10 protein-coding genes are annotated in these 10,179 nt (G+C 71.3%); 7 read left to right on the top strand and 3 right to left on the bottom strand.

Annotated elements, in window-relative coordinates; translation table 11 throughout:
- Window positions 1-43 precede the first annotated feature (43 nt).
- From ACGFIK_RS20220 to glmM, 6 genes are all read left to right on the top strand, one after another.
- A complete protein-coding gene (locus tag ACGFIK_RS20220; protein WP_327024069.1) occupies window positions 44-301 on the top strand; it encodes a hypothetical protein in 258 nt (85 codons plus the stop codon).
- Window positions 279-584, top strand: coding sequence for a type II toxin-antitoxin system PemK/MazF family toxin (locus ACGFIK_RS20215; RefSeq protein ID WP_327024070.1), 306 nt, complete (start codon window positions 279-281; stop codon window positions 582-584). Before ACGFIK_RS20220 ends, ACGFIK_RS20215 begins: the two co-directional genes overlap by 23 nt.
- A gap of 105 nt (window positions 585-689) precedes the next feature.
- The gene (locus ACGFIK_RS20210) at window positions 690-2,057 is read left to right on the top strand and encodes an MFS transporter (protein WP_393340621.1); all 1,368 of its coding nucleotides are present in this window, start codon (window positions 690-692) and stop codon (window positions 2,055-2,057) included.
- Window positions 2,058-2,265: 208 nt separating this feature from the next.
- Window positions 2,266-2,709, top strand: coding sequence for a 50S ribosomal protein L13 (rplM, locus tag ACGFIK_RS20205; RefSeq protein ID WP_013735896.1), 444 nt, complete (start codon window positions 2,266-2,268; stop codon window positions 2,707-2,709).
- A 20-nt stretch (window positions 2,710-2,729) separates the two neighbouring features.
- Window positions 2,730-3,194 (top strand): 30S ribosomal protein S9, encoded by a 465-nt coding sequence (gene rpsI / locus ACGFIK_RS20200; protein WP_131303517.1) that lies wholly within the window; start codon window positions 2,730-2,732, stop codon window positions 3,192-3,194.
- A gap of 136 nt (window positions 3,195-3,330) precedes the next feature.
- Window positions 3,331-4,686, top strand: a complete 1,356-nt coding sequence (gene glmM, locus ACGFIK_RS20195) for a phosphoglucosamine mutase (protein WP_393340619.1) — start codon at window positions 3,331-3,333, stop codon at window positions 4,684-4,686.
- A gap of 85 nt (window positions 4,687-4,771) precedes the next feature.
- Here the strand turns inward: glmM and ACGFIK_RS20190 are convergent, their stop codons facing one another.
- Entirely contained in the window at window positions 4,772-5,965 is a 1,194-nt protein-coding gene (locus tag ACGFIK_RS20190) for a pyridoxal phosphate-dependent aminotransferase (protein WP_327024073.1), read from the bottom strand.
- 158 nt (window positions 5,966-6,123) lie between these two features.
- Between ACGFIK_RS20190 and glmS the strand changes: the two genes are divergently transcribed.
- Window positions 6,124-8,037, top strand: coding sequence for a glutamine--fructose-6-phosphate transaminase (isomerizing) (gene glmS / locus ACGFIK_RS20185; protein WP_327024075.1), 1,914 nt, complete (start codon window positions 6,124-6,126; stop codon window positions 8,035-8,037).
- Window positions 8,038-8,084: 47 nt separating this feature from the next.
- On the opposite strand, the gene ACGFIK_RS20180 is transcribed toward glmS, so the two are convergent.
- Together ACGFIK_RS20180 and ACGFIK_RS20175 are read right to left on the bottom strand one after the other, a co-directional pair.
- The gene (locus ACGFIK_RS20180; RefSeq protein ID WP_327024076.1) at window positions 8,085-9,692 is read right to left on the bottom strand and encodes an alpha/beta hydrolase; all 1,608 of its coding nucleotides are present in this window, start codon (window positions 9,690-9,692) and stop codon (window positions 8,085-8,087) included.
- Window positions 9,689-10,021 (bottom strand): hypothetical protein, encoded by a 333-nt coding sequence (locus ACGFIK_RS20175; RefSeq protein ID WP_327024077.1) that lies wholly within the window; start codon window positions 10,019-10,021, stop codon window positions 9,689-9,691. Before ACGFIK_RS20175 ends, ACGFIK_RS20180 begins: the two co-directional genes overlap by 4 nt.
- Window positions 10,022-10,179 lie beyond the last annotated feature (158 nt).

Genomic DNA, 10,179 nt, shown 5'->3' with positions numbered 1-10,179 from the left:
GGATCGGATGACTGGCGGTCATACCGACGGTAGTCTGTCTGGCATGACAGCCAAGGTGACTCTGTCGTTCTCCGACGAGACGATCGCGGACGCCCGACGGTTCGCCAAACGGGAAGGGCTCTCCCTCTCCGCCTGGATGGACCAGGCCGCGCGGGAGAAGGCGCTGCGTGAGGTCTTCGCGGCCCACGCCGCCGCAGTGAGCCGGGCCGGGCTGGATCTGGAGGCCGCCTCGCTGGCCGATGCGCAGGAGGTGGGCCTGGTCGACGACCTGCTCTTCGGTGGTCGCCCACGTGCTGCGTAGGGGCGAGGTCTGGCGGATCGAGGGGGCCCGCGAGCGGCTCGGGCTGGTGATCAGCTCCGACGTCTACAACTCCACCGCAGTACCGATCGTGATCGTCGCCGAGGTGGTCGAGGCGGCACTGCTGCGTGACTCACCGCTGGCGGTGCCGATGGGTGGCTGGGTGGTGATGCCCGACCGGATCTCCTCGCCGATGAAGAAGTGGTTCACCGAGTGCGTGGACGTGGCCGACGTCGAGACGATGCGCCACGTCGACCGGGCGCTGCGCATCCTCCAGCAACTCTGAACCGGCCTGTCTCACCGCGCACCTCGGCCGGTGGTGCGCTTCCCGTTGCCGAGCCGACCCGAAGGACGAACGCCGCGGTAACCGTCGATTCCTAGCTTCGGCGCCATGACCACCACGAGCGCACAACCCGAGGTCGTCCAGGAGGAGAACCTGGACCGCCGTCCCGGCCGCTGGATCGGGCACTGGGCACCGGAGGACCACACCTTCTGGCGTACGACCGGCAGCCGGATCGCCCGCCGCAACCTGATCTGGTCGATCTTCGCCGAACACATCGGCTTCTCGGTGTGGCTGCTGTGGAGCATCGTCGTCGTCCGGCTCGGTGACGCCGGTTGGCAGTTGACCACCAGTCAGGCGCTCTGGCTGACCGCCGTGCCGAGCGGAGTCGGCGCGTTGCTGCGGTTGCCGTACACCTTCGCCGTGCCGGTGTTCGGCGGCCGGAACTGGACGATCGTCTCCGCCCTGCTGCTGATCGTGCCGTGCGCGGGCCTGGCCTGGGCGGTCGAGCGGCCGGAGATCGGCTTCCCGATGTTGTTGCTGATCGCCGCCACCGCCGGATTCGGCGGTGGCAACTTCGCCTCCAGCATGGCGAACATCTCGTTCTTCTATCCGGAGCGGGAGAAGGGCTGGGCCCTGGGCCTCAACGCCGCCGGCGGCAACATCGGCGTGGCGGTGGTGCAGTTCCTGGTGCCGCAGGTGATCGTGCTCGGTGGCGGGCTGGCACTGGCCCGGGCCGGGCTGATGTACATCCCGCTGGCGGTGATCGCCGCGGTCTGCGCGTACCTGTTCATGGACAACCTGGTCGAGGCGAAGGCCGACGTGCGGCCGGTCTGGTCGTCGCTGCGGCATCGGGACACCTGGATCATGTCCCTGCTGTACATCGGCACCTTCGGCTCGTTCATCGGCTACTCGGCGGCCTTCCCGACCCTGCTCACCTCGGTGTTCGGTCGGCCGGACGTCGCACTGACCTGGGCCTTCCTCGGTGCGGCCGTCGGCTCCTTCTGCCGCCCCTTCGGCGGTCGGCTCTCCGACGTGGTGGGCGGTGCCCGGGTGACGATGGTCAGCTTCGTGCTGATGGCCGTCGGCGCGCTGGCCGCCCTCTGGTCGGTCGAACAGCGCAGTCTGGGGGTCTTCTTCGTGGCCTTTCTGATGCTGTTCGTGGCCACCGGCGTCGGCAACGGCTCTACCTACCGGATGATCAGTCGGATCTTCCAGGTGAAGGGGGCGGAGTTGGGCGGCTCGCCGGAGGTGATGCTGGCGATGCGCCGGCAGGCCGCCGGCGCGTTGGGCATCATCTCGGCGGTCGGTGCCCTCGGCGGCTTCCTGGTGCCGATCTGTTACGCCTGGGCCCGGTCGACCTACGGCGGGATCCAGCCGGCACTGCGGTTCTACGTGGGCTTCTTCCTGGTGTTGCTCCTGCTCACCTGGGTTGCGTACCTGCGTCCGGGGGCCCGATTGGCGCGGGCCGGGGTGTGATCAAGGCCATTCCCGAGGCCGTCGGCACGCCTGGCGGACCCCGTTTTGACCGGCCGGGCAGGCTGCGGGTATCGTTGCCTGCTGTTGTACGACATCTGTGGGCGTGCCGCCTGAGGTACGCTTGGTCGTTCGTGCGCGCTGGTCCGGCTGGGAAGTCCTGGTCCCCTCGGCGCGCGACCCCAGACCGACGACGAGACAAGGTAGACCTGTGCGTACGTACAGCCCGAAGCCGGGTGAGATCGAGCGTCAGTGGCACGTCATCGACGCCTCTGATGTCGTGCTGGGCCGCCTGGCCACCCACGCCGCCACGCTGCTGCGGGGCAAGCACAAGCCGACTTTCGCGCCGCACGTTGACACGGGCGACTTCGTCGTCGTCGTGAACGCGGGCAAGGTCGCGCTGACCGGCAACAAGCGCCAGCAGAAGATCGCTTACCGGCACTCCGGTTACCCGGGTGGCCTCAAGCAGGTCGGCTACGAGGAGCTGCTGTCCAAGCGCCCCGAGCGGGCCATCGAGCTGGCTGTGAAGGGGATGCTCCCGCACAACAAGCTCGGCCGTCAGCTGATCAAGAAGCTGAAGGTCTACGCCGGTGCAGAGCACCCGCACGGCGCGCAGCAGCCGGTGCCGTTCGAGATCAAGCAGATCGCGCAGTGAGCGCGGGCGAAGGAAGCAGCATGACCGACATCACCGCCACCGAGGTCGCCCCTGAGGCCACCGAGGCGCCGGCGCCCGTCGCCCGCGCGCCTCGTGGTGACCGCCCGATCCAGACCGTGGGCCGCCGCAAGGAAGCCATCGTCCGGGTCCGGATCGTGCCGGGCAGCGGCAAGATCACCTGCAACGGCCGGGACCTTGAGGCCTACTTCCCGAGCAAGGTGCACCAGCAGCTGATCAAGGACCCGCTGGTCACCGCCGAGAAGGCCGAGACCTTCGACGTCATCGCCAACCTGCGTGGCGGCGGCACCACCGGCCAGGCCGGTGCGCTGCGGCTGGCCATCGCCCGGGCGCTGATCGTCAGCGAGCCGGACGACCGCCCGGCCCTGAAGAAGGCCGGCTTCCTGACCCGGGACGCCCGGGTCAAGGAGAGCAAGAAGTACGGTCTCAAGAAGGCCCGTAAGGCTCCTCAGTACTCGAAGCGCTGATCTTCAGCCGCACCTTGTACTTCTGACGGACGGCCGGTCCGCCTCCCCTCGACTGGGAGGTGGACCGGCCGTTTCCGCCTCTTCATCACAGGGCATTTTCTCCCCACAACGGTTGTTTCATCGGAGGTTGGCGGGTATGGGCCGGTTGTTCGGCACGGACGGGGTACGCGGGCGGGCGAACGCCGATCTCACCCCGGAGTTGGCGCTCTCGGTGGCGATCGCCGCCGCCCACACCCTTGCCGAATCCGACCGCAGTCATGCCCCCCTGGCGGTGGTCGGGCGGGACACCCGGGCCAGCGGCGAGATGCTGGAGGCGGCAGTGGTGGCCGGGCTGACCAGCGCGGGCGCGACCGTGATCCGGGTAGGTGTGCTGCCCACCCCGGCGGTGGCCTTCCTCACCGCGGAGGCCAAGGCGGACCTGGGGGTGATGCTGTCGGCCTCCCACAACCCGATGCCGGACAACGGGATCAAGCTTTTCGCGGCCGGTGGGCACAAACTGCCCGACGAGATCGAGATGCGGATCGAGGCAGCCATCGAGGCCAACGGCAGTGTCGCCTGGCAGCGCCCGGTCGGCGCGGGAGTCGGCCGGGTGCACGACCTGCTCGACGGCGCCGACCACTACGTGCAGCACCTCGTCGGCACGGTGCCACACCGCCTGGAGGGGATCAAGGTCGTGGTCGACTGCGCCAACGGCGCGGCTGCCGAGGTGGCTCCGGTGGCGTACCGGGAGGCCGGTGCCGAGGTCATCGCGATCCACGCCGAGCCGGACGGGCTGAACATCAACGACGAGTGCGGGTCGAACCACATCGAGGCCCTGCGTCAGGCCGTGGTCGAGCACGGCGCCCACCTGGGCATCGCGCACGACGGTGACGCCGACCGGTGCGTCGCGGTGACCGCCGACGGCGAGGAGGTCGACGGCGATCAGGTGATGGCGATCCTGGCCCTGGCCATGCGGGACGCCGGCACCCTGACCGCGGACACCCTGGTCGCCACCGTGATGAGCAACCTGGGTCTGCGCCTGGCCATGTCCGCCCAGGGCATCCGGCTGATCGAGACCAAGGTCGGCGACCGGTACGTGCTGGAGGAGCTGCGCGCCTCCGGGCTGGCCCTCGGTGGTGAGCAGAGTGGGCACATCGTGATGCCGGCGTACGCCACCACCGGCGACGGGGTGTTGACCGGGCTGCACCTGATGGCCCGGATGGCGGCCACCGGCCGTACCCTGGCCGACCTGGCGGGGGTGGTGACCAAGCTGCCGCAGGTGTTGATCAACGTGCCGGTCGGTGACCGTACCGTGGGCGCCGCCGCACCGGCGGTCCGCGCGGAGGTCGAGCGGGCCGAGGCCGAGCTGGGCGAGACCGGCCGGGTGCTGCTGCGCCCCTCGGGCACCGAGCCGTTGGTGCGGGTGATGGTCGAGGCGGCCACCGAGGAGGTCGCCCAGCAGGTCGCCGAACGCATCGCCGCCCTGGTCCGCACCGCCAGCCCCGCCTCCTGAACCCGGCTCACCACAGACGGAGCTGATCGAGGTGGGCCGGGATCGAGGGGTTCCAGCCCACCTGCGTGACCGTCGTGCGGGTTCCTCAGGAGCTGGGCGCCAGGCGGTGCAGCCGGGTCACCGCCTCCGCCAGCACCTCGGTGCGTTTGCAGAAGGCGAACCGGATCAGCCGTCGGCCGGCCTCCGGGTCGTCGTAGAAGACCTGGGTGGGTACGGCCACCACCCCGCAACGCTCGGGCAGGGACCGGCAGAACTCCACCCCGTCGGAGCCGCCGAGGTCGGTGATGTCGGCGGTGACGAAGTAGGTGCCCTCCGGGGTGAGCACCTCGAACCCGGCCTCGGTCAGCCCACCGATCAGTTGGTCCCGACGGGCCTGAAGGTCGGCCCGGAACTGGGTGAAGTAGGCGTCGGGTAGCCCGAGGGCCACCGCCACGGCCGGTTGCAGGGGAGCGGCGTTGACGAAGGTGAGGAACTGCTTGACCCGCAGCACCGCGGCGACCAGCGCGGGCGGCCCGCTGACCCAGCCCACCTTCCAGCCGGTGCAGGAGAAGGTCTTGCCGGCCGAGGAGATGCGCAGGGTGCGCTCACGCATCCCGGGCAGGCCGGCCAGTGGCACGTGTGCGGTCGCCGCGTCGGTGAAGACCAGGTGTTCGTACACCTCGTCGGTGACCGCGTACGCGCCGTGCTCCTGGCAGAGGTCCGCGATCATGGCCACCTCGGCCGGGGTGAAGACCTTGCCGGTCGGGTTGTGCGGTGAGTTCAGCAGCACCAGCCGGGTACGCGGGCCGAAGGCGGCCCGCAGCGCGGAGGGGTCGAAGACGTACCGACCGTCGGGGCCGGGGCGCAGGGTCACCGGGCGGCGCACCGCACCGGCCAGGGCGATCGAGGCGGCGTAGGAGTCGTAGTACGGCTCGAAGCAGACCACCTCGTCCCCGGGTTCGCAGAGGGCGAGGATCGCTGCGGCCACCGCCTCGGTGGCACCGGCGGTGATGACCACCTCGCCGTCCGGGTCGTACTCCAGGCCCCAGAAGCGGCGTTGGTGGGCCGCCACGGCCGCGCGTAGCTCGGGGATGCCCGGGCCCGGGGGGTACTGGTTGTGTCCGGAGCACAGCGCCTCGGCGGCGGCGGTGAGCATCTCGGGTGGGCCGTCGGTGTCCGGGAAGCCCTGCCCGAGGTTCACCGCACCGGTGCGGACGGCCAGGGCGGACATCTCGGCGAAGATCGTCGTCCCGAAGGGGCGCATCCGGTTCACCAGGGGGTCGACATCGGTGCTCGTCACGCTCGTCAGGGTACGGGGGCAAGGCGGTGGGGCGCCCGACCCCGTCGGGGAGATTTGTGACCCCGATCACCGATACTGCGCCAATCGCTCAAGTTCGGTGATTGTTTACCCGACTTTCGAGCAGGCGAGTTGAGCAAAACTGGGTTAGGCTGCCATCCATGTGTGGAATCGTGGGTTACGCCGGTGGCCGACCGGCGCTCGGCATCGTGCTCGACGGTCTGCGGCGGTTGGAGTACCGCGGCTACGACTCGGCCGGGGTGGCGATCGCCTGCGACGGGGAACTGCTGACCGAGAAGAAGGCCGGCAAGCTGGCCAACCTGGAGAAGGTGCTCTCCGAGCGCGCCGCCGAGGACCCGCAGGCCTGCGGTGCCAGCCCGATCGGCATCGGCGACGGCACCACCGGCATCGGCCACACCCGCTGGGCCACCCACGGCGGACCCACCGACCGCAACGCCCACCCCCACCTGTCCCCGGACGGACGGGTAGCGGTGATCCACAACGGCATCATCGAGAACTTCGCCAAGCTCCGTGCCGAACTGGAGGACGAGGGCGTCACCTTCGTCAGCGACACCGACACGGAGTGCGCCGCGCACCTGATGGCCAAGGCGATGGCCGAGCTGCGCGCGGCCGGTCAGCCGGAGGGGCCGCACCTGCTCTCCGCCGCCATGCAGGTGATCTGCCAGCGGCTGGAGGGGGCCTTCACCCTGCTGGCCGTGGACGCCGGGATACCCGGTGCGGTGGTCGGTGCCCGGCGCAACTCCCCCCTGGTGGTCGGCCGGGGCGACGGGGAGAACTACCTGGCCAGCGATGTCGCCGCCTTCATCGAGCACACCCGGGAGGCGGTCGAGCTGGGTCAGGACCAGATCGTCCTGATCACCGCCGACACCATCGAGATCACCGATTTCGCCGGTCAGCCCGCCGCCGGCAAGGACTTCCACATCGACTGGGACTCCTCGGCCGCCGAGAAGGGCGGCTACGACTGGTTCATGCTCAAGGAGATCGAGGAGCAGCCCCAGGCCGTCGCGGACACCCTGCTGGGCCGACTGACCGACAGCGGCGAGATCGTGCTCGACGAGGTCCGGCTCAGCGACCAGGATCTGCGCGACGTCGACAAGATCTTCATCGTGGCCTGCGGCACGGCGTACCACTCCGGGCTGGTGGCCAAGTACGCCATCGAGCACTGGACCCGGATCCCCTGCGAGGTGGAACTGGCCAGCGAGTTCCGCTACCGCGACCCGGTGCTGGACCGGTCCACCCTGATCGTGGTGATCTCGCAGTCCGGCGAGACCATGGACACCCTGATGGCGTTGCGGCACGCCAAGGACCAGAAGGCCCGGGTGCTGGCCATCTGCAACACCAACGGCTCCACCATCCCCCGTGAGTCCGACGCGGTGCTCTACACCCACGGCGGGCCGGAGATCGCGGTCGCCTCCACCAAGGCCTTCCTGACCCAGTTGGTCGCCTGCTACCTGATCGGCCTGCACCTGGCCCAGGTGCGCGGCATCAAGTTCGCCGACGAGGTGGCGGCCGTGGTGGAGCAACTGCACCAGGTGCCGGACAAGCTGCGGCAACTGCTCGGGCGCATCGAGCCGGTGCGGGAGCTGGCCCGCGAGCTGGCCGACGAGCCGACCGTGCTGTTCATCGGCCGTCATGTCGGCTACCCGGTGGCCCTGGAGGGAGCCCTCAAGCTCAAGGAGTTGGCGTACATGCACGCCGAGGGGTTCGCCGCGGGCGAGCTGAAGCACGGCCCGATCGCCCTGATCGACCAGGGCACCCCGGTGATCTGTGTGGTGCCCTCCCCGGTGGGCCGCAGCCTGCTGCACGACAAGATCGTCTCCAACATCCAGGAGGTACGCGCCCGAGGCGCCCGCACCATCGTGATCGCCGAGGAGGGGGACCAGTCCGTGGTCCGGTACGCCGACCACCTGATCTACGTGCCGCGTACCCCGACCCTGCTGGCGCCGCTGCTGACGACCGTGCCCCTGCAGATCTTCGCCGCGGAGATCGCGGCCGCCCGGGGACACGACGTGGATCAGCCGCGCAACCTGGCCAAGTCCGTCACGGTCGAGTAGTCGCCGGGCCGGGCGGTCCCAGGGACCGCCCGGCCGCACCTGCCCGGTCAGCCGCCGACCACGATCCGGGCCATGCCGTCCAGGGCCGGATTGTCCGGATGCCAGTAGCCGCTGTGGCCGTACCGGCCGCTGGGGAAGCGGCTGCCCCCGAAGGAGGGGTGGGCGGGATCCCGCCCGAACCAGCGCTGGTCGTCGTCGCCGGTCAGCATCCCGGCGATCGCGGCCACCGGGGAGAGACTGACCAGGGCCTGTCGGGCCAGCTCACCGGGGGGTCGGGTCAGCCGGATCACGTCGTCCGGTGCGGCGCTGGCCCACACCTGCCCGGCGGGCACCCCCAGCTCGTCGGCGTGCCCCACCCCGACCCCGGGGGAGCCGACGAAGATCAGGGCGTCCGCCGCCAGCCCGTGATCCCGGGCGGCGGTGCCCACCACCAGGGATCCGTAGCTGTGCCCGAGCACGGTCTGCCGAGCGGGCGGCCCGTCATGGGTGGCCCGCAGCCCCTCCTGGAAGCGGTGCAGCGCCGCACCGGCTTCGTGGGCCTGGCGGTCCCAGGCCGCCTCGTGCAGGAAGTCCGGGGCGTCGTAGTCCAGCCAGAGCACCGCCGAGGTCTCCTGTCCGGGTGCCAGGTCGGCGCCGCGTGACAGCACCCGGGTGGCCCGGCCCAGCTCGCCGGTGGCGTCGTCCAGCCCGGCGGTCGTGCCCGGCACATGGGTCAGGATGGCGGCGGCCCGATCCGGGTTGCCCAGGGCGACCACCGTCCGCCCCTCACCCCCGACATCCAGCCCCAGCAGGTACGCCCGCGGGGGCTGCGGGTCGGCCAGCCGAGCGGTCAGGGCGTCCAGCCCGCGCAGCGCGGCGTCGACCGTGCGTAGCCCGAGCGCCTCGGCGGGCCCCCGTGGCACCCGGTTGAGCAACCGCTCCCAGCGTCGCACCAGCTCCTCTCGCCGGGCCTCCAGCAGCAGCCGGTTGGCTTGGTCGCGGGCGGCGGCCGGAACCCCGTCCAGCCGACCGACCAGCTCCGGCTCGTGGCCGATCAGCCACCGGCGCTGGGTCGGGGTCAGCCCCGCCCACCAGCGGTTGACCTGGGCCGGATCGGCGTGTGGGGCGGGCCGGTCCGGTGGGGGTCGGGTCATCCAGCCGGACTCGGCCTCGGCGGTCAGTTGGTCCAGCCGGGCGGCGGCCTCCCGATCCGCCGTGGCGGCCAGGGCCAGGGCCTCCCGGAGGGCCGTCGCCACCGGGGTCACCGTCTGCACGGCCCGGTGCGGCGGCACCCTACCCGGATCGGGGCTGGCCCTACCCCAGCGGTCGATCAGCACCCCGACGGCGGCGGCCAGGGTCACCGCCGCCGTCAACCGTGCCCGGGCCGCCGCCAGCCGGGCGGCGAACTCCGCCAGCACCTGGTCGATCTCGATCGCCACCGGGGCCAGGGTGAGCAGTCGGGCCCGCAGATCGGACAACTGGCCCTGGGCTGCGGTAGCGGCCAGCCCGGACCATTGGGGGCGCAGGGCCGCCGCGTCGTCGGCCAGCTCACCGGCCCGTCGTCGGGCCAGCCCGCACAGCCCCGCCCAGGCAGTCCCGGTGGCCTGCCAGCCCGCCGGATCGGCCGTCGAGAGTTGGGCGTAGCCGACCTGGCCCGCCGTCTCGGGGCCGGTCACCGGGGCAGGCCGGACAGTCGGGTGGCGGCCCGGGCATCCGCCGACTCGTACGACCGGGCGGCGGAGCGTACGGCCTCACCGGTCTGGGTGATCCGGCCGCCCAGCCGGGCCGTCCAGGACTGCACGGCTGCCTCCAGGGCGCCCAGCGCGGCCCCGGCAGCCCAGCCGGGGGCCGGTGCCGCCAACCCCGGCAGCCCGGCCAACCCGCTCGCCACCCGATGGCCGTGATCGCCCAGCGACCGTCCGATCCGGTGCAGCTGCTCCGGCTGCACGGTCACCTCCTGCTGATGCAGCACACCCGGCTGTCCGGTCGATCCCTGCTGGTGCATCGCCCCTCCCGTGGCCCCGTACCGCCGACTCACCGGACGCTAGGCGGCCCAGGCGGAAGCGGGGGTGCCCTGTGGACAACCGGTGCCTCAGGTGCCGCCGGGTTGTCCACAGGCATTGCCGGGCGATCGGCGGAGGGCTACCCTGCGGCCCCCGCACC

The organism is Micromonospora sp. NPDC048871 (genome assembly GCF_043198155.1).
Classification (GTDB): Bacteria; Actinomycetota; Actinomycetes; order Mycobacteriales; family Micromonosporaceae; genus Micromonospora.
The sequence above is the reverse complement of the archived record's forward strand: the minus strand, read 5'-3'. Positions and strand labels throughout refer to the sequence as shown.